15 protein-coding genes are annotated in these 18,027 nt (G+C 75.5%); 7 read left to right on the top strand and 8 right to left on the bottom strand.

Annotated features, from left to right (window positions below; genetic code table 11):
* Positions 1–142 precede the first annotated feature (142 nt).
* From WCD41_RS15310 to WCD41_RS15290, 5 genes are all read right to left on the bottom strand, one after another.
* Positions 143–982: a hypothetical protein gene (locus tag WCD41_RS15310; protein WP_337714316.1), complete on the bottom strand. Its 840-nt coding sequence runs from the start codon at positions 980–982 to the stop codon at positions 143–145.
* Positions 979–3,540 (bottom strand): ATP-binding cassette domain-containing protein, encoded by a 2,562-nt coding sequence (locus tag WCD41_RS15305; protein WP_337714315.1) that lies wholly within the window; start codon positions 3,538–3,540, stop codon positions 979–981. Before WCD41_RS15305 ends, WCD41_RS15310 begins: the two co-directional genes overlap by 4 nt.
* 178 nt (positions 3,541–3,718) lie before the next feature.
* Entirely contained in the window at positions 3,719–4,084 is a 366-nt protein-coding gene (locus WCD41_RS15300) for a hypothetical protein (protein ID WP_337714314.1), read from the bottom strand.
* A gap of 127 nt (positions 4,085–4,211) precedes the next feature.
* Entirely contained in the window at positions 4,212–6,149 is a 1,938-nt protein-coding gene (gene pknB, locus WCD41_RS15295) for a Stk1 family PASTA domain-containing Ser/Thr kinase (RefSeq protein WP_337714313.1), read from the bottom strand.
* A 169-nt stretch (positions 6,150–6,318) separates the two neighbouring features.
* Entirely contained in the window at positions 6,319–7,449 is a 1,131-nt protein-coding gene (locus WCD41_RS15290) for a DUF5685 family protein (protein ID WP_337714312.1), read from the bottom strand.
* A 184-nt stretch (positions 7,450–7,633) separates the two neighbouring features.
* Between WCD41_RS15290 and WCD41_RS15285 the strand changes: the two genes are divergently transcribed.
* A complete protein-coding gene (locus tag WCD41_RS15285; protein WP_337714311.1) occupies positions 7,634–8,197 on the top strand; it encodes a hypothetical protein in 564 nt (187 codons plus the stop codon).
* A 113-nt stretch (positions 8,198–8,310) separates the two neighbouring features.
* The gene (locus tag WCD41_RS15280; protein WP_337714310.1) at positions 8,311–9,078 is read left to right on the top strand and encodes a class F sortase; all 768 of its coding nucleotides are present in this window, start codon (positions 8,311–8,313) and stop codon (positions 9,076–9,078) included.
* Between the two features lie 4 nt (positions 9,079–9,082).
* Here WCD41_RS15280 and WCD41_RS15275 read toward each other — a convergent pair whose 3' ends face one another.
* Together WCD41_RS15275 and WCD41_RS15270 are read right to left on the bottom strand one after the other, a co-directional pair.
* Positions 9,083–10,114, bottom strand: a complete 1,032-nt coding sequence (locus tag WCD41_RS15275) for a glycoside hydrolase family 183 protein (protein WP_337714309.1) — start codon at positions 10,112–10,114, stop codon at positions 9,083–9,085.
* 33 nt (positions 10,115–10,147) lie between these two features.
* Positions 10,148–10,339 carry a hypothetical protein gene (locus WCD41_RS15270; RefSeq protein WP_337714308.1) on the bottom strand — a complete coding sequence of 64 codons (192 nt, stop codon included), beginning with the start codon at positions 10,337–10,339 and terminating at the stop codon, positions 10,148–10,150.
* Positions 10,340–10,573: 234 nt separating this feature from the next.
* On the opposite strand from WCD41_RS15270, the gene WCD41_RS15265 reads away from it, so the two are divergent.
* From WCD41_RS15265 to WCD41_RS15255, 3 genes are read left to right on the top strand one after another with little or no spacing between them, the layout of a single operon-like run.
* The gene (locus tag WCD41_RS15265) at positions 10,574–12,328 is read left to right on the top strand and encodes an acyclic terpene utilization AtuA family protein (protein ID WP_337714307.1); all 1,755 of its coding nucleotides are present in this window, start codon (positions 10,574–10,576) and stop codon (positions 12,326–12,328) included.
* The gene (locus WCD41_RS15260) at positions 12,316–13,815 is read left to right on the top strand and encodes a CoA transferase (protein ID WP_337714306.1); all 1,500 of its coding nucleotides are present in this window, start codon (positions 12,316–12,318) and stop codon (positions 13,813–13,815) included. Before WCD41_RS15265 ends, WCD41_RS15260 begins: the two co-directional genes overlap by 13 nt.
* A gap of 18 nt (positions 13,816–13,833) precedes the next feature.
* The gene (locus WCD41_RS15255) at positions 13,834–14,643 is read left to right on the top strand and encodes an N-acetylmuramoyl-L-alanine amidase (protein ID WP_337714305.1); all 810 of its coding nucleotides are present in this window, start codon (positions 13,834–13,836) and stop codon (positions 14,641–14,643) included.
* 25 nt (positions 14,644–14,668) lie between these two features.
* Here the strand turns inward: WCD41_RS15255 and WCD41_RS15250 are convergent, their stop codons facing one another.
* Positions 14,669–15,049 (bottom strand): hypothetical protein, encoded by a 381-nt coding sequence (locus WCD41_RS15250; protein ID WP_337714304.1) that lies wholly within the window; start codon positions 15,047–15,049, stop codon positions 14,669–14,671.
* Between the two features lie 307 nt (positions 15,050–15,356).
* Here WCD41_RS15250 and WCD41_RS15245 point away from each other — a divergent pair, with 307 nt between their 5' ends.
* Together WCD41_RS15245 and WCD41_RS15240 are read left to right on the top strand one after the other, a co-directional pair.
* Positions 15,357–16,238 (top strand): SAM-dependent methyltransferase, encoded by an 882-nt coding sequence (locus WCD41_RS15245; RefSeq protein ID WP_337714303.1) that lies wholly within the window; start codon positions 15,357–15,359, stop codon positions 16,236–16,238.
* 151 nt (positions 16,239–16,389) lie between these two features.
* Positions 16,390–17,979, top strand: coding sequence for an aldehyde dehydrogenase family protein (locus tag WCD41_RS15240; RefSeq protein ID WP_337714302.1), 1,590 nt, complete (start codon positions 16,390–16,392; stop codon positions 17,977–17,979).
* Positions 17,980–18,027: the final 48 nt, after the last annotated feature.

Here is an 18,027-nt window from a genome sequence, read left to right as displayed (position 1 = left end):
TCGTGGCTCCCCGGGGGTGACCTCGCCCCGGATGAAAGTCACCGAGAGTATGTGTGATCGCCCCGGGCCAAGCCATAGGCCTCACACATTTCGCAGAGTTTCCTTACTCTTCGTCACGCCCGGCGCCGCCGGAGCGTGACCGTCAGGAGGGCAGCTGCGCAGCCGGGAGCAGGTGCATCGCCGGGAACATGCGGTTGGAGTCCTCCGTCGAACGGGTGACGATGTCGAAGGTGTAGGGCCGTTCGGCGTAGGCGGCGGTGGCGTAGACCGTGCCGTCGGGCGCAACACGCCGGTGCAGTGGTCCCTGGCGCTGGTCGGGTCCGTGGCCCCATTCGGTCAGCCCGTCGAGGCTCGGGCCCCATCCCCGCTGGTCGTCGTGCCACTGCCGGGCGTCGGCGGGGGTTGACCACTCCGTGTAGTAGACGAAGCCGCCGGGGACCGCGGCGCCGTAGTCGCAGAGCACCACGGCCACGGGGCGGGCACCGGTCGACGTCACGTACTGCTCGGCGCCGGGACGGTAGGGCGTGCAGCGGTCGCCGAGCGCGGCGACGTCCGGGAACGCCGCGGCGAGCCGGCCCGTCGGGACGACCGGAGCCACGCCCGGTGCCCCCGGGCCCACCGCGGCGGGCACCGCCGGGCCCGGTTCGCCGGCCGATCCGCGCAGGGCGGACCCGGGCGGCCAGCCGACGACGACCAGCATCACGAGCACGCCGAGCAGCCCGACCACCAGGCCCCCGGCCGCCCAGAGCAGGAGCCGCCCGCGCCGTCGCGGCGGCGCAGCCGTGGGACGCCGGACGGATCCGGCGCCCGGCGGGAGCACGGGCAGGTCCGGCGTGACCGACCGGACCGGTTCCCCCGTGCAAGGCCGCGGCGACGGGACGGCGGTCGGCACGAAGGCGTGTTCGTCCGCCCGGGGCGCGTCCGCGGGGACCGGGACGTAGCGCGCCGTGGTCTGCTCGCCCGCGGACCGCGTGATGCTCATCGTGCCCTCCCGGCGCGGGGATCGAGGCGCCGCAGCAGCAGCGCGGTGACGACGACGAACAGCACGGTGACGCCGGCGAGGGCGCCCAGGTCGAACAGCCAGGTGGCCGCGTCGTGGTCCCACAGCGGCTCGGCGTCGGTGTAGGGCGGCGGGACCCCGGGGCCGGAGCGCACCCCGATCGTCGAGGCGCCGAGCGCGAAGCCCCAGCGGGCCGGGACGAACCACGAGAGCTGGGCGAGGACGGGGCTGTCCTGGATCTGCAGCAGCGCGCTGGACAGGATGAACTGCAGCATCGCGAGGAGCACCAGCAACGGCATGCCGCGGTCGGCGTTGTCGATCCACGCCGACACCGCGAGGCCCACCGCCATGCTGGCGATGCTGATGGCCGCGATCGCGACGATGATCTCCAGGCGCGGGTCGCCGAGCACGACCGCCTCGTCGGGCGCCGGGCGGCCGATCTGGCCGAGGACGCCCAGCACCACGCCCTGCAGGCCCGTGACGAAGCCGAGCACGACCACCTTGGACAGCAGGTAGGCGCCGCGGGAGAGCCCGATCGCCCGTTCCCGGCGGTAGATCTCGCGTTCCTTGACGAGCTCGCGGATCGAGGCGGCCGAGCCCATCAGCGCGGCGCCGACGACGAACACCATGAGCAGGCTCTGCGGGGCGCCGGAGACCCCGCGCAGCTGTTCGCCGAGCGAGAGCCCGGTGTCCACGGGCAGCGCGTGCGACAGCGCCGCCAGCAGCAGCGGCAGCGCCACCATGAAGATCGTGTACTGCCGGTCCGCGGCGATCACCGCGAGGTAGCGGCGGCAGAGCACCCCGAACTGGGCGGGCGCGGACTGCTGGCGTGGTGGTGCGGCCGCGACGGGGGCGGCGGGCGCCGCGCGCGGGACCGGACGCGACGCCGGCGGCGTGCCGATGTAGCGCTCACCGAGCGGCGAGCGCCGGAACCGCTCCGCCCACTCCGCCCCGGACTGCCGCTCGAGGAGCAGGAAGAGGTCGGCGAAGTCGGTGACGCCGAAGTAGGCGAGGGCTTCCTGGGGTGGCCCGAAGTAGGCGACGGTGCCGCCCGGCGCCAGGAGCAGGAGGCGGTCGCAGACGTCGAGGTTGGCGACGTTGTGGGTGACGACGACGACGGTGCGGCCGTCGTCGGCGAGTCCGCGCAGGGTGCGCATGACGGACTTGTCGAGGCCGGGGTCGAGGCCGCTGGTGGGTTCGTCGAGGAAGAGCAGCGACGGCCGGGTGAGGAGTTCGAGGGCGACCGAGGTGCGCTTGCGCTGGCCGCCGGAGAGGGAGTCGATGCGCTGGTCGGCCTGATCGGAGAGGCCCAGCTCGCCGATGACGTCGGCGATCCGCCGGTCGCGCTCGTCGGAGGTCGTGTCGGACGGGAACCGCAGGCGGGCCGCGTAGGCGAGGGCGCGCCGGACGGTGAGCTGCGGGTGCAGGATGTCGTCCTGCGGCACCAGGCCGATGCGCTGGCGCAGCTCGTCGTAGTCGGCGTAGAGGTCGCGGTCGGCGTAGGTGACCACGCCCTCGTCGGCGGGCCGGAACCCGGTCAGTGCGCGCAGCAGCGTCGACTTCCCCGCACCCGACGGGCCCACCACCGCGAGCAGGCTGTTCTCCTCGAGGGCGAACCCGACCCGGTCGAGCAGGGTCTTGCCCTTCGACGTGCGCACCACCAGGTCCTGCGCGCGGAACGCGATCGCCCCGGCGTCCTCGCGCTCGACGAGACGGACCGATCCGTCCGGGGCGGCGTCGAGGTGGAACAGCGCGTGCCCGATGCCGACGAGCATCCCGGGACGCAGCGCCACGCGGTGGATGCGGCGGCCGTCGACGTAGGTGCCGTTGGGGCTGCCGAGGTCGATCAGCTCCCAGCCGCCCGCGCCGTCGGCGACCAGCTCGGCGTGGTGGCGGGAGACGAGCAGGTCGCTGACGACGACGTCGTTGTCGGTCTCGCGGCCGATGCGGATCCGGCCGCGTGGCCCGGCCGGAACGGCGGGCGCCGCGGGTCCGGGCGACGGCGGCGCGGGCGGCAGCCGGTGCACCGCGGAGAAGCGACCCTGCTGGCTCGGGCCGACCTGCTCGGGCGCCGGCTCGGGGGCGGGGGGTGCCTCCCGCCGGGGCGGACGCTGCGCGGGCGGGACGAGCGGGGCGAGCATCGGCACCGGCGGGGCGCCCGGGTCGGCGCCGACCGCCCGCAGCAGCACCGACACCTCCGGACCACCGACACCGAGCGTGAGCGTCAGGCGGGGTGTCGCGCCGGGGGAGAATCGCAGCTGCTGGAGGCGCTCGCCGGCGACGAACACCCCGTTCTGGCTGCGGTCGACCAGCTCCCACCCCGTGGGCAGCGGCCGCAGCTCGACGTGCACGCGCGACACGAGCGGGTGCACGACCTGGAACCCGGCGGCCTCGTCGCGTCCGATGGTCACCGGCTGCCCGGGAGGCACGACCATCCGGCGGTCACCGTGGGTCAGCTCGAGCTGCGGCGCCGTGAGCGGCCGGCCGCGCGCCGCCCGGCGACCGGCCGCCGACCGGGGCACGGGCTCCACGGGATGCACCGGGTGTCCTCCCTCGCGCACCGGACCGTCGGGCCCGGAGACGTCACCTCCCCCGGGACGGGACGCCCGTGGTGGTGACAGTCTGTGTTCGCGAGGGGGGAGCCATCCAGAGGGTTCGCGATAATCGCGCCGTGCTGTCACTCCCGGTCACCGGTGATCCGGCAGTGGGTGCCGGGGCTCAGGCGGGGCGGCGCAGCGGGGCCGTGACCGACCGCCGCGCGCCGGGGAGCTCGCCCACCGGGCGGGGGAGCGGCGCGGCGAAGGGGCGCGTCAGCGGGTCGCGGCGCGCGACGGCGTTGTCGATGGCGCTCCCGTGCGCCGTGACCTGCACCGAGCCGACCTCGGCGAGGCGGCGCTCCACCCGCTCGAGGCGGGCGCGCAGCGCGGCGGCGTCGTCGGCCTTGCGCTGCCGGGCGCGGCGCGTGTGCCGGGGACCGGCGTCCTGGGCGGCGGAACCGGCGGAACCGGCGGCTCCCTCGGCAGTGCCCTCGGTGGCCGCGTCGGCGGGGAACAGGGGGGTGGGGCGGGTCGAGCGGCGGAACATCGTGGATCACGTCCCTCGGTGCAGGCGGGCCGTCGTGCGGTCACCCTCTGCATCGAGCGGCAGGCGGCCTCTCTTGATCGGCCGTCCGGGGGGTCCAGTCGGGCCGGCGATCGGCCGAGGGGCACGCTCAGAACAGGCCGTCGAAGAAGCCGTCGTCCGACGACCCGTCCGTGTCGCCCTCGCCGGTGTCGCCGTCACCGCTGCCGTCCGTGCCGGTCGACCCGTCGCCGCCCTCGGTCTGCCCGCCCCCGCCGGACCCGGTGTCGCCGCTGCCGCCCGACGGCGCCCCCGAGCTCGGCGCGGACCCCTCGCGCACGACGTCCAGCGTCACCGTGCTGCCGCGCGGGACCGCCGTGCCGACGCCGGGCTGGACGGTGACGACGGTGCCCGCCCCGCCGCCGGTGTCGACCTCGCGGACCGAGACCTCCAGCCCGACGCCCTCGAGCGTGGACTCCGCCGACGCGCGGGTGCGGCCGATGACGTCCGGGATCTGCAGCGTCGCGCGCCGCTGCCCGATGACGAGCTCCACCGAGCCGCCCGGCGGCCGTAGCGAGCCGGGCACCGGGTCCTGCCCGACGACCTGGCCGACCTCGGTGGGGTCGTTGGTCTCGCGGGTCTTCGGCACCGGGGTGAGCACCAGGCCCGCCCCCTCGGCCGCCACGCGCGCCGCCTCCGGGCTGCGGCCCACGAGCAGCGGGACCTGGACCAGCCCCGGACCGCGCCCGATGCGCAGCGTCACCGCCGACGCCTCGTCGACCCGCGCCCCGACGTCGGGGGTCGCGCCCACGACGCGGTCGACCTGGTCGGGCGGCGACGCCGTCGGCACGACGATCGGGGCCAGCCCCGCGTCGGCGAGCGCGCGGACCGCGTCGTCGCGGGTGAGCCCGACGAGGCGGGGCACCTCGCTGTCCGACGGTCCGAGCAGCCACCACCCGCCGCCGAGCAGCACGAGCAGCACCGCGGCGACGACCCCGTAGCGCCGGCGGGACCGGCCGGTCCGCACGGCCGCGTGCGCCCCCGTGCGGCCACCGTCGGCGCTGCGCCGACCGCCGGAACGGGCGAGCTCGGGCGACAGGACGGTCTCGGCGGTGTCGGCGGGGTCGGCGGTGCCCCGGCGCCGACGACGGCCGGGGTCGGTCCACCGACCCGTGTCCAGGCCCTGGTCGTCGGTGACGGCGCCGGTGTCGTGGGCGTCGAGCACCCCGGGCGCGTCCGGGCGTTCGCCGGCCAGCACGCGGAGCAGGTCCGCGCGCATGTCGGCCGCGGTCTCGTAGCGGTTGTCCGGGTTCTTCGCCATCGCGCGGCGCACGACGGCCTCGAGGTCGGGGGACACGCTGACCCCGGGCGGCGCGAGGGTCGCGAGCAGCGGCGGGTCCTCCCGCACGTGCTGGTAGACGATCGCGACCGGGCTGTCCGCGGTGAAGGGCGGCTCGCCGGTGAGCAGCTCGAAGAGCACGCAGCCCGCGGCGTAGACGTCGGCGCGCGCGTCGACCTCCTGCCCGAGGCCCTGCTCGGGGGAGAGGTACTGGGCGGTGCCGATGACCATGTCGCCGGTGAGGGCGGGCCCGGTCTCGGTGAGGGCCCGGGCGATGCCGAAGTCCATCACCTTCACGACCTCGCCGGGCGTGATCATGATGTTGGCCGGCTTCACGTCGCGGTGCACGACGCCGTTCTCGTGGCTGTAGCCCAGCGCCGCGCAGACGTCGGCCATCACCGCGCAGGCGCGCTCCGGCGGCATCGGGCCGTGCACGCGGAGCAGGTCGCGCAGCGTGGAGCCGCTGACGTACTCCATGACGATGAACGGCAGCCCGACGCCCTCCGCGGCCACCTCGCCGGTGTCGTAGACGGCGACGATGCCGGGGTGGTTGAGCCCGGCGACGTTCTGGGCCTCGCGCTCGAAGCGCAGGCGGAACGAGGGGTCGCGGGCGAGGTCGGAGCGCAGCACCTTCACCGCGACCTCGCGTCCGAGGCGCACGTCGAGCCCCGCGTGCACGTCTGCCATGCCGCCACGGCCCAGAGCGGGACCGAGCTGGTACCGCCCGGCCACCAGCGTCGCCTGCGACATGCGCTCCTCGTGCCTCCGCTCCTGCTCGGCTCCCGCGTGCCCACCGAGGTGCTGCTGCGGGGGCGCGGACCAGCATCACCCGGACGGGTCCAACGGCGCGGGAGCGGGTCGGCAACGGCGGGTCGCCGATTCGGCGCGCGAGTTCGCCCGTTCGTCGGGCGCGTTGCCGTCAGTCGCCGCAGCAGCACCCGTCGCAACAGCACCCGTCGCCCGAGCAGGCGTCGCAGCAGTCACAGCTGCACGAGGTGCAGTCGCAGCAGCTCGCGCAGGGGTTGGGCCGCGGCTGCCCGCTCCACGGCCCGACGATCGGGTCGGTGCAGCAGAGCTGTCCGGTGCAGCAGAGGCCGGCCGCCGCGGCACAGCCGGCGACGAACCCACGCGGCGGACGGGCGGGCGTGCGGTCGCCAGGATGCGGCGGCTTGTCGGTGGACGGCTGCTCCATCCGGACGCACGTGCGCGTGACCGCGCGGTCGGTTTCGTGGACGAGCAGGCGGTGGGCGAGCCGGGCGTCGAGGGCGTGCGGGGAGGGCAGCTCGACGACGGGGATCGACGCGCCGAGGATCTCGACCTGGCGGCGGGCCGTCGCCTGCGTCGCCGCGACGCCCGCGCCGGTCGCGTCGACGGGGTTCCAGCGCCCGGCGCTCCGGTCGTCGTCGAGGTCGTCGAGCGCGTCGAGCAGGTGGGCCAGCCGCCCGAACGCCGCCCCGGCCGTCGCCAGCGGTGCCGCGTTGCCGGGGCGGCCGGCGAGGACGGCGGTGTGCGCGAAGGCGGCGGCCACCGCGTCGGCCGTGGGGGCGGTGGCCTCCTCCAGGGTGACCGCGCCCCCGGCGTGCTCGACCGCGTACTGGCGGGCCGGCACGGCGAGGAGCGCCGACGGGTCGAACCCGGCCGGGGCGGTGGCGCGGGCCCGCGCGCTCCAGCGGTCGGCGACCTTCCTCGTCAGCGCGGCCGCAGGGCGGTGGCGCAGGACGCCCTGGGCGTCGTCGACGTGGTCGGTGAGGTGCCCGGCGGCGAGCAGCAGCGCGGCGTGGGCGGCGAGCCGGGCACCGTCGCCGGCGGCCACGGTGGCCGTGCGCATGCCGCGGGCGGGACACGGCCCGGCCCGCCGCTCCCCGTCGTCGGCGCTGCTCTGGGCCGTGGTGAGCACGGAGATCAGCAGCGCGTCCACGTTCGTCGCCGTCCGGGCGAGCTGGCCGTGCCCGTCGCGCAGCGACAGACAGGTGCCGCAGAGGTGGGCCATCCAGCGCCGGTGCAGCGCGGGGGAGAGGTGGTGGCGGCAGGGCCGCACGATGCCGAGCACCGGCAGGAATGTAGTGATCGACAGTGCCGATCACGACGGCCGTTCGACAGGTTGTGCGCGGCCGTTCAGCGCAACCTCGTCCTGCATCTGTGTGTGCGCGGTGCGTGAGCAGGGAAGGGTTCCGGCGACCGCGTCACGCCCCGGTGGGGGCCTGGCGTGCCGCGACGAACGTGAGGGGAAGACCGTGATCTCTACCAGCAGGGCGCGTCTGATCGTGGCTCCGGCGCTCTTCGGCGCCCTCGGCCTCGGCATCCTGGCGGGCTGCTCGCAGGGCCAGCCGGCACCGCCGCCCGGTGGGGCCGGCGCGCCGAGCGCCGCCGCCGGGCAGGGAGCTCCGGGGGCTCCGGGTGCCGGCGCACCCGGCGCGCCGAGTGCGGGTGCGCCGGTGGCGCCGGGTGCGGGTGCCGAGGGCCAGCCGGGCGGTGCGGCCGGGACCCAGCCCGGTGGCGGCGGTGCGGGCGGCACCGGGGCCCCGGGCGGCGCCAACGCCGACGGCTCCGGCAGCGAGGGTGGCGCCGGTGGTGCTGGTGGCGCGGGCGGCTCGGGCAGCGGGTCGGGCAGCGGTTCGGGCAGCGGCTCGGGCTCGGGTGGCGGCGCCAGCCAGACGCCCTCGGGTGGCGTGGCCACCGGTGGCGGCTCCACCTCGGGTGTCGAGCACGCCGGCCTGATCGGTGCCGGGGCGCTCGCCCTGGCGGGTGCGGGCGCGCTGGGCGCGACCGCCGAGCGGCGTCGTCGCACCGACAGCTGATCGCGTCCCGGCGACCCCGCACACCCGTCCGGTGTGCGGGGTCGCCGCGTGTACGGGTGCTGCCGTGCGGTGTACCAGTGGGGCCGAGGACCGGTGAGCGGGAGGAGCACGGGGTGAGCGACGCCGACCCCGAGGGTGCGAGGGACTCCCCGGCTGCCTCCGACGCAGCGGACGACGCCCTCGCTCCCGACCTCGACCCTGACATCGACCCCGAGCCGCGCGGACCCGATCGCCTCCGGTGGGCGATGGTCGCGGGCGCGGTGGTGCTCGCCGTGCTGGGCCTCGGGCTCGTGGGCTGGGCGTTCACGCACCAGTCGGGGCCGCCGCCCGCCCCGGCCCTCGCGTCGGAGACCGGCCCGCCGCCCCCGGCGTCGGTGGTCGCCGGGCGGGAGGTCGAGACCGCCGAGCCGCTGGGCACCTCGTCCCCGCCGGCGACGCTGCGCATCCCCGCGATCCGGGTCGACTCGCCGGTCGACCAGGTCGGCCTCAACCCCGACCGCACCATGGAGGTGCCCGCCGAGGGCACGCCCGGCTACGACCACGCCGCCTGGTTCCGCTACTCGGTCACCCCGGGGCGTCAGGGCCCGTCGGTCCTCATCGGCCACGTCGACTCCGCGACGTCCGGACCCTCGGTGTTCTACGAGCTCGGCCGGCTGCGCCCCGGCGACCGCGCGGCGGTGACGCGTGCCGACGGGGCGACGGTGACGTTCGAGGTCACCGAGGTCGCGGTGTTCCCGAAGGACGCGTTCCCGAGCGAGCGTGTCTACGGGCCCACCCGCGGTCCGGAGCTCCGGCTGATCACCTGCGGCGGGAGCTTCGACCGCGGCGCGGGCTCCTACCGCGACAACACGGTGGTCTTCGCGCGCGAGGTCGCGGCCTGACAGGTCACGCCCCGATCCGCGTGCGGAAGTGCATCGCGCGGTAGGGCCAGTTGTCGTTCGTGTGCCACTGGCTCACGACGAGGTGCATCTCCTCGGGCGTGGAGCCGGGCAGGATGTAGCCGCCGTAGCACTGGGCGACCCGCCCGCAGCCGTGGTCCTCGTCGCCCCAGCCGCAGCCCGCGATCACGGTGAGGCGTTCGGCGGTGGTGAGGTCGGTGGTCGGCCCCTGGGGCAGGGGGATCAGGTCGACGCGGTAGTGGCCGGCGTCGAAGGCCGCGAGCCACCACTGGTCGCCGACCCGGCGCAGCGAGAGCTCGCCGAACGCGCCGGGGAGCACGGGCGTCGGGGCGTTCCCCCACGCCCAGGCCCCGCCGGAGAAGCCCCAGCCCTCCCACGACGCGGCGTCGAGCAGCCGGTCGGCGGGGACGCGGTGCAGCAGCAGGCCCTTGTCGCGCTGGAACCCCGTGGTCAGCGCGTAGACGTAGCCGTCGGGGCCGAGCTCCCAGGTCAGCATCTGGAACAGCCCGCCGAGGTGCCCACCCGGCCAGCTCAGGCCCGTCGACTCCCAGGTCACGCCGTTGTCGCGGGAGCGGTGGATCTCGGTCCAGTGGACGTTGCCGAGGCCCTCGCACGCCATCACGTGCAGGTACATCTCGTCGCCGACGGTGATCAGGTCGGTGGGGAGCTGCGTGGTGATCCGCGTGCCGCCGATGAGCCCGCCGAACCGCCCGCCGATCCGCGCGTTGTGGCGGTAGGAGACGACCTGCTCGGCGTAGGCGCCGCCGGAGCCCGCGGAGCCGGTCCACCGCACGCCGCCGTCGCCGCGGACCGACGCGGCGTCGCCGAAGAGGATCACCGGGGAGCGCCAGCCGCGCCCGCCGGCCTCCCTGCTCTCGAACGTGTCGCCGAAGACCGCGACGAGCCGTCCGTCGGGCGCGAGGGCGGCGGCGCCCAGGTCGGTGCCGCCGATCCCGTAGTCGTCGGTGTGCCCGGGCCCGGTCAGGTCCCGCAGCTTCGTGACCTCGAGGGTGCGCATGCCGTGGGTATACCGGCCCGCCCGGTCCGGCGGTCAGGCCGGGATGCGCTCCGCGACGGGCGCGCGGCGCGGGGCGGGGACGGCGGCGAAGCGCTGCCGCACCGGCGTCGCGCGGCAGGCGGCCCGGGTGCGGTCGTCGATCGTGCCGTGGGCGGCCATGGCCACGGTCGGCGCGGCCATCCACGCGGCGGCGAGGCCCCCGAGGGCGAGCGCGAGCGTCTTCATGCGAGTCCCCCCTGGCCCGACCGGGGTCGGGCTCGAACGTCCGTACCGACCAGCGGTCGGCGCCCTTGAACGGTAGAGGGGTGATCTTCAGAAGCACTGAGCCATACGGGTGACTGACGCTCAGGTTGCTCTCAGTCTTTTGTGATCCAGGCCACTCGGCAGAACGGGTGGGGCGGGAGGAGACTCCGGGAACGGTCAGGCCTGACCGTTCATGCCGAGCCTCCGGGAGGTCACGTGGCCGACACCAGCCCCGACGGGCGGCCCGTCCGCATCGCGAACTGCGCCGGGTGGCTGTGGGACCGGTTCTCCGGGCTCCGGGACGCGCTCGCCGGCCCCGTGGACGTCGTCACCGGCGACTACCTGGCCGAACCCACCCTGCGTCAGCTCGCGCTCGAGCGGGCCAAGGACCCCTCGCTCGGCTACGCCCAGAGCTTCCTCGCGCAGTTCACCGACGCCGTCGGGCTGCTCGCCGAGCGCGGGGCGCGGCTCGTGGTGGACGCGGGCGGGCTCAACCCGGCCGGCCTCGCGGGCGAGGTCCGGCGCGTGATCGCCGACGCCGGCCTCGACCTCGTCGTCGCGCACGTCGAGGGCGACGACCTGTCCGCGCGGCTCGACACCCTCGGCGCGCTGGAGCACCTCGACACGGGCGTCCCGCTCGCCGACGCGGGCCTCGAGCCGACCACCGCCAACGCCTACCTGGGCGGCTGGGGCATCGCCGCGGCGCTGGCGGGCGGCGCCGACGTCGTGATCTGCCCGCGGGTCACCGACGCCTCGCTGACGGTCGGCGCGGCGGCGTGGTGGCACCGCTGGGGCACCGAGGACTGGGGTGCCCTCGCGGGGGCCGTCACCGCCGCGCACGTCATCGAGTGCGGGCCCCAGGCCACCGGCGGCAACTTCTCCGGCTTCACCGCCGTGCCGCGCGTCGACGACCTCGGCTACCCGATCGCCGAGATCGCGGCCGACGGCACGGCCGTGATCACGAAGCACGACGGCGCCGGCGGCACCGTCACCACCGACACCGTCACGGCCCAGCTGCTCTACGAGATCCAGGGCCCGACCTACCTCAACCCCGACGTCACCGTCCACCTCGACGACGTCGCGCTCACCGAGGTCGGCCCGGACCGCGTCGAGATCGCCGGCGTCACCGGCTCCCCGCCGCCGGCCACCACCAAGCTCGCCATGACTGCGCCCGGCGGCTTCGAGTCGAGCGTCGCCTTCTACGCCACCGGGCTCGACCTCGAGGCCAAGGTCGCCCTGCTGCGCACGCACGTCGAGCGGATCACCGCCGGCCTCGACCTGGGCCTCCTACGGGTGGACCGCATCGGCGCGCCCGTCGAGGACCCGCCCGACCAGTGGGCGGCCGCGCAGCAGATCCTCGTGACGGCGCAGGCGCGAGCGAAGGACCAGGTCGACGCGCGGCGGTTCGTCGCCCCGATGACGGGCCTCTTCCTGCCCGGCTACCCGGGCCTCTACGTCAACCCGCTCAAGGTGTGCGCGCCCGTGGTCGAGTACTGGCCGGCGCTGGTGCCGGTCGACGTGCTCGACCACGTCGTCGTCACCGCGGACGGGCGGCGCACGCCGGTCAAGGACACGCCGGTCCGGGTGCCCGCCGCCGGGCAGCGGCCCTCCGACGACGCGCCGCCGGTGCCCGACCTCGGCCCGACCCGGCGCGCGCCGCTGGGGCTCGTCGCGCACGGCCGGTGCGGGGACAAGGGCGGCAACTCCAACGTCGGGTTCTGGGCCCGGGACGAGGCCTGGGAGTGGCTGCGCGGCACGCTGACCACCGAGCGGCTGCGCGCGCTCTTCCCCGACGCCGCCGGCGTCGTCGTCGAACGCCACGAGTTCCCCGGCCTGCGGGCCGTGCACTTCGTCGTCCACGACGTCCTCGGCAAGGGGGCGTCGTCCAACGGCCGGCCCGACATCGCCGGCAAGGCCGTGGCCGAGTTCCTGCGCGCCCGATTCGTGGAGGTCCCCGAGTGTCTGCTCTGACCAGCCGTCTCGAGCACGCGTGGGCGCACCCGCTCACCGGCGACGACGGCTTCGACCCGGTCGCCGAGCTCGACGACGTGCTCGCCCCGCTCGGGCTGTCGTCGGGGGACGCCGGCGGGGCCGTCACCGTCACCGGGCGCGACCCCGTCGTGCCCAGCCCCGTGCGCGTCGGGGCGGCGGCGAGCATCGGGCTGCTGGCGAAGTCGGTGGCCGCCGCGGCGCTGCACCGCGACCGCGGCGGGCCCGGCCAGGACGTCCACGTCGACCTCCGCGCGGCGCCGCACCGGCTGTGCCCGTTCTACGACCGGCGCTGGGAGCGCCTCGGCGGCTACCCCGTCGCGTCGAGCGTGGAGCGGGGCAACGCGATGGGGTTCTCGTTCTTCCGCTGCGCGGACGGCCGCTTCGTGATGCCGCAGAACATGTACCCCAACCTGCGGCTGCGGGCCCAGGAGCTGCTCGGGGTGCCGCTGACCAAGGCCGCGGTCAGCGAGGCGATCGGGCGGTGGCGGGCCGACGAGCTCGAGGAGGCGGCGTCGGCGGCCGGGGTCGTCATGCCGATGGTGCGCACGCTGCCCGAGATGCTCGCGACCACGCAGTACACCTACGCGCTCGCGGGCCTCCCGCTCGTCGAGGTCACGCGGATCGGCGACAGCGACCCCGAACCGCTGCCCCCGGCCGGCGAGCTGCCGTTCTCCGGGCTGCGGGCCCTCGGGATGGGCCACGTCATCGCCGGCGCCGGCTTCGGGCGCTCGCTCGCCCTGCACGGCGCGGACGTCCTCAACCTCTGGCGCCTCGGCGAGACCGAGCACGAGACGACCTACGCGTCCGCGAACGTCGGCATGCGCTCGTCCTGGCTCGACCCGCGCCGCGACCGTGACGAGCTCTCCGGCCTCGTCGCCGGCGCCGACGTGTTCTTCCACAACCGCCGCCTGGCGTTCCTCGACGAGGTCGGGCTGCGTCCCGAGCAGGTCGCGGTCGAGCGGCCGGGGATCGTGGCGGTGACGGTGTCGCTGCACGGTCTCGAGGGCCCGTGGGCGGGGCGGCCGGGCTTCGACCAGACCGCCGGCTCGGTGAGCGGGATGATGCTGCTCGAGGGCGGGGGTGACGTCCCGCGCCTGCCGCCGATCCTCGTCGTCAACGACTACATCGTGCCGTGGCTCGCGCAGGCCGGGGTCGTCGCGGCGCTGCGCCGGCGGGCGGTCGAGGGCGGCTCGTACCACGTGCACGTGTCGTTGACCCGCGTCGCGCTGTGGATCCTGTCGCTCGGGCTCTTCGACCGGGACTGGGCGCACGCGACGGCGGACAGCACCGAGGAGCACCGCTACCTCGATCCCGAGACCTTCACCGCCGACACCGCGCTCGGCGCCTATCAGGGCGTCACCGACCAGGTCGCGATGTCCGCGACGCCCGGCCGCTACGACCCGGTGCTCGTCGCCCGCGGGGCGTCGCCGCGAGGGTGGGCCTCCGGCCCACGTGAGCACTGCTGAGTGCTGGGACACTCAGAAGTGCTCACATGCGCGCAGCGCACGCTGCTCCTCGGGATGCTGCTCGTGCTCGCCGGGTGCGGGTCGCCGCCGCCGCCCCCGGCGCCGTCCCCGCGACCGGAGCCCGCGCCCGTCGCCCGCGCGGCCACCCCGTCGCCCGCACCGGCCCCGGCTCCCGTCGTCGTCCTCGATCCCGGTCACAACGGCGGGAACGCCGACGCCGCCGAGGAGATCGGGCGCGAGGTGCCCGACGGGCGGGGCGGCACCAAGCCGTGCAACACCACCGGCACGGCGACGGCGGACGGCTACACCGAGCACGCGTTCGCGTGGGACGTCGCGGCGCGGGTGACGCGCCTGCTGGAGGCGCGGGGTGTCGAGGTGCGCTCCACGCGCCCCGACGACACCGGGGTCGGGCCGTGCGTCGACCGGCGGGCGGCGATCGCGAACGACGCAGCCCCGGACGGATCGAGGGCCGCGCTCACCGTCTCGATCCACGCCGACGGCGCCACCCGGGACGGGCGCGGGTTCCACGTCGCCCTCTCCGACCCCCCGCTGGCCCCGTCGCAGCGGGAGCCGTCGGCGGCGCTCGGGCGGGCGCTGGTCGCGGGCCTCGAGGAGCAGGGGTTCACGCCGTCGACCTACCGGGGCGAGGCGGGGATCGACCGCCGCCCCGACCTCGCCGGGCTCAGCCTCGCGCGGGTGCCGTCGGCGCTGGTGGAGTGCGCGAACATGGCGAACCCCGCCGAGGCGCGCGTGGTCGCCGATCCGGCGGGACGGCAGCGCTACGCCGACGGGATCGCGGCCGGCATCCTGGCGACCCTGGGGCGCTGAGTCGCGCCGGCCGGGCTGCCCGGGATCACGCCGCGCTGTCGTCCGTCCGGTCCTGATGCCAGCGCACGACGCGGATGACGACGTCGTCGAGCCCCTCGCGGTCCAGGTCCTCGCGCATCTCGTCCGCGATCTCGGTCGCGTCCAGGCCCGGGAACGGGCCGTGGGCGTCGACCTCGCCGGTCTGCGGGTCGACGGCGAGCACGACGTACCCGTCGCACCGGTCCAGCTCGGTCTGCGCCTCGACCCAGTCGATCCGCTCGGCGTCCTCGACGCTCAGCTCGGTGGGGAGCTCGACGGAGAGGTCGGCGGGGTCGGTGTCGGCCATGGGGATGTCGGTCATCGGGGTCTCGGTCAGGTCGGTGTCGGGGGGATCGACACGAGCGCAGCACCGGGGATCGTGGTCCATCGGTCCTCCTCCACGTTCGGCGCCGGCTTCCGTACGCCGTCCCGGTCGACCGCGCTGGAGCGTGACACCGTCGAGGGACGGTGGCGAGCCCGACGCAGGTCGCTGTCACGAGTGGTGACGCGAGAGTGCCCAGCCTCTGACTCAAGATTTCAACTATTCACCCGTGCGGGGGGACCGTTCGGCGACGGGTCTCCCGACCCGCTGCGCAGTGTCACTGGACGTGTTGGCTCGCTCACGGGACGTTGTGAAAATCGCCCACCAGATAGATCGTTAGGCGAACTAACTTCTTCTCGGGAGGCGGGACACCGTGAACCGGTACGAGCAGTGGGACATCGTGTCGAGCGTGGGCCTCACCGCGCTCGTCGTGGCCGCCGGGCGGTCGGTCGACACCCACCGCAGCGACGCGTTGATCTCCGACCCGTACGCCGAGCGCTTCGTCGACGCGGCCGCGCCCCCCACGCCGCTGCCGACCCGCCCGGTCCCGCTGGAGTCCGACCCGGAGGACGCCTCCGAGGACGAGCTCTGGCAGATGATGTCGGGCTACATGGGGGTGCGGACCCGCTTCTTCGACGAGTTCTTCACCGCCGCGGGGGACGCCGGCGTGCGCCAGGCCGTGATCCTGGCCGCCGGCCTCGACGCCCGGGCGCAGCGCCTCGACTGGGCCGCGGGCACCACGCTCTTCGAGATCGACCAGCCCGCCGTGCTGGCCTTCAAGGACGAGGTCATCGGCGACGACCGGGCGCGCTGCGACCGCCGCGCCGTCGCGGTCGACCTGCGCGACGACTGGCCCGGCGCCCTCGACGCGGCCGGGTTCGACCGGGCCGCGCCGACCGCCTGGCTCGCGGAGGGGCTGCTGCCCTACCTGCCCGCCGAGGCGCAGGACGCGCTGCTCGCCGCCGTCGACGAGCGCTCCGCGCCCGGGTCCCGCCTCGCGATCGAGGACTTCGCGGGTCTCGGCGACCAGCTCGCCGACCCGGCGTTCCGGCGCGTGGCGGCGAACATCGGCGTCGACATGACCGAGCTGATCCACACCGACGACCGCACCGACCCGTCCGACTGGCTGACCGCGCACGGGTGGCGCACCGAGCGGGCCCGCGCCACCGCCGTGGCCGAGGGCTGGGGTCGCGAGTTCGACCCGCTGACGCAGCGGCTCAACGGGAAGGCGTCGTTCCTCACCGCGGAACGCTGAGGCGACGCTGTCCGGTTCGTCCCGTTCGCGGGTCACGCGGCGTGGTGATCCCCGCCGGATCCGTGCCCGGCCCCTCCGGTCCGGCGGTTCCCGCCGCCGGGTCGGGATGCCTAGGGTCGTTCGACGCCCAGACCGCCACGGGAGGACGGCCATGAGCGACGACACCACCCTGCACGTGCCCGAGCACTTCACCTGGTCCGCGGTGACCGGCCGGGTGCGCGATCTGGTGGGCGAGGCCTTCACCGACGACGGGCCCGCCAACCTCATCGACGGGGAGTGGCGGGCCGTCGGCACGCCCTCCGAGCAGATCAGCCCCAACGACGGGTCGTCGTTGGGGACGATGCTCAAGCTCGACGCGGCGACCGCGACCGACGCCGTCCAGCGCGCCGCGCAGACCCACCGGGGCTGGGCGGGCACCGAGCTCGACGAGCGCCGGCGCAAGGTCTCCGCGTCGCTGGACGCGATCGAGGGCGCGCGCGACGACCTCGCGCTGCTGCTGGCGTGGGAGATCGGCAAGCCCTGGAAGGCGGCGTGCTCGGACGTCGACCGCGCGATCTCCGGCGTGCGCTGGTACGTCGACGAGATCGAGGGGATGCTCGCGCGCGACGTCGAGGGCGCCCCGGCCAAGCGGGTGCCGCTCGAGGGGCCGGTCTCGAACATCGCGAGCTGGAACTACCCGATGAGCGTGCAGGTGCACGCCGAGCTCGTGCAGCTGCTCGCCGGCAACGGCGTCGTCGCCAAGACGCCCACGCAGGGCGGCTGGATGACGCTCACCGTCGCGCACGCGCTGATGGCGCGCGAGGGCCTGCCCGTCACACTGCTCTCCGGCGACGGCTCCGAGCTCTCCGACGCCCTGATCCGCTCGCCCGAGATCGGCGCGCTGGCCTTCGTCGGCGGGCGCTCCAACGGCGGCAAGGTGGCCGCGCAGCTCGCCGACACCGGCAAGCGGCACATGCTCGAGCAGGAGGGCCTCAACACCTGGGGCATCTGGGAGTTCTCCGACTGGGAGTCGTTCTCGGAGATCCTCAAGAAGGGCTTCGAGTACGCCAAGCAGCGCTGCACCGCCTACCCGCGCTTCGTCGTGCAGCGCAAGCTCGTCGACCAGTTCCTGGCGACCTACCTGCCCGTGCTCGACGGGGTCCGCTTCGGGCACCCGCTGGCGGTGGAGCAGGGCTCGTCCGGGTCCACCGACGACCTCCCGGCCCTCGACTTCGGCCCGCTGATCTCGGCGTCGAAGGCCCAGGAGCTCGACGACAGCGTCGAGGAGGCCCTGCGCCACGGCGCGGTCCCGATGTACCGCGGGAGCAAGGACAACGGCACCTTCCTGCCCGGTCAGGACACCTCGGCCTACCACGCGCCGGTGTCGATGCTGGCCCCGCCGGGGGCGTCGCGGCTGATGCACGAGGAGCCGTTCGGGCCCGTCGACTCGATCGTCGTCGTCGACACCGAGGCCGAGCTGCTCGCGAACATGAACGCCTCGAACGGCGCGCTGGTCGCGAGCATCGCCTCCGACGACACCGCCCACGCCGAGCGCCTCGCCGAGCAGGTGCAGGCGTTCAAGGTCGGGATCAACAAGCTGCGCTCCCGCGGCGACAAGGACGAGGCGTTCGGCGGGCGCGGCGAGTCGTGGAAGGGCGCGTTCGTCGGCGGCGAGTACCTCGTGCAGGCCGTCACCGAGGGCCCGCCCGGGGAGAACCTCTACGGCAACTTCCCCGGCTACCACCGGTACCCGGCGACCTGACCCACCGCGCGGGTAACCTCCCCCCGGCGCGGCAGCGGGCCCGCCGAG

The sequence above is a fragment of the Actinomycetospora aeridis genome, from assembly GCF_037400275.1.
In the GTDB taxonomy this organism is placed as follows: Bacteria; Actinomycetota; Actinomycetes; order Mycobacteriales; family Pseudonocardiaceae; genus Actinomycetospora; species Actinomycetospora aeridis.
Note: the sequence above shows the minus strand (reverse complement) of the source record. Positions and strands in the feature narration are given on the sequence as shown.

Excerpts from the sequence above, each read along its gene's own strand:
- pknB (WP_337714313.1), bottom strand. The coding sequence starts at position 6,149 with ATGTCGCAGGCGACGCTGGTGGCCGGGCGGTACCAGCTCGGTCCCGCT.
- WCD41_RS15250 (WP_337714304.1), bottom strand. The coding sequence starts at position 15,049 with ATGGACCACGATCCCCGGTGCTGCGCTCGTGTCGATCCCCCCGACACC.
- WCD41_RS15240 (WP_337714302.1), top strand. The coding sequence starts at position 16,390 with ATGAGCGACGACACCACCCTGCACGTGCCCGAGCACTTCACCTGGTCC.
- WCD41_RS15275 (WP_337714309.1), bottom strand. The coding sequence starts at position 10,114 with ATGCGCACCCTCGAGGTCACGAAGCTGCGGGACCTGACCGGGCCCGGG.
- WCD41_RS15310 (WP_337714316.1), bottom strand. The coding sequence starts at position 982 with ATGAGCATCACGCGGTCCGCGGGCGAGCAGACCACGGCGCGCTACGTC.
- WCD41_RS15300 (WP_337714314.1), bottom strand. The coding sequence starts at position 4,084 with ATGTTCCGCCGCTCGACCCGCCCCACCCCCCTGTTCCCCGCCGACGCG.
- WCD41_RS15270 (WP_337714308.1), bottom strand. The coding sequence starts at position 10,339 with ATGAAGACGCTCGCGCTCGCCCTCGGGGGCCTCGCCGCCGCGTGGATG.